Here is a 735-nt window from a genome sequence, read left to right on the forward strand (position 1 = left end):
CTAATGGTGGCATGGTGTCTGCCTAATTCCTTGGCGATGGCTCGGGCACTTTTCCCTTGCTGATGGAGGATTTCTAGCTTGCTTCGCTCGATTACGCTAAGATGAGTGTAGCTCATGGTGGATTCTCCTTGTGTGAATGGGGTGGTGAGAACTTTCATTCTACACGAATCCGGCCATAGGTCCTTTGTTTTTTATTCCCAGAAGGTGTCGCACTTCATTTTACAATCCGTCGTTTAATAAAGAGGGGTCTCATTTTCTGGAAGTAGGATGATATTCATTAGATCAGCGCCTGCTGGACTAACAAAATTTACCCTTATATTCATTTTATTTCTTATTACAAAACTTCTACTAAATAAGATATCTTTAAATTGTGAATCATTGTCTGTAATTCCTTCGTTATCAGTAGCTGTATTGAGATTACTATAACTTCCTGCAACACCCGACAAACCGTCAACATATAGTTCTATACAGGCCTGTTGATTAACCAACAAAATACAATTTAAGAATAGAAAAAAAGCCGCCAACTTGGTAAAATGTTTGTACCCTTACAAACGAACCGAAAGGTGGCGACTCCCATGCAAAAGTCTACCACAATCCCGTATATCCTTCAATCGATTCTCACACCAGAAGAAGTAGAAATTGTGGTTAAAGGACTTGGTTATGTAGACAAGGCTCGGAAATTCACAGTATATCATTTGCTACAATATTGGTGCACGGCAGCTTCACAGGAGTGGC

At 40.3% G+C, this 735-nt stretch carries 1 protein-coding gene; it reads right to left on the bottom strand.

Annotated elements, in window-relative coordinates; all coding sequences use genetic code 11:
* Positions 1-116 (bottom strand): helix-turn-helix domain-containing protein (locus PPOP_RS13080; protein WP_006286959.1); only part of this gene is annotated, 116 nt, incomplete at its 3' end.
* Positions 117-735 lie beyond the last annotated feature (619 nt).

It is taken from the genome of Paenibacillus popilliae ATCC 14706 (assembly GCF_000315235.1).
Lineage (GTDB): Bacteria > Bacillota > Bacilli > Paenibacillales > Paenibacillaceae > Paenibacillus_B > Paenibacillus_B popilliae.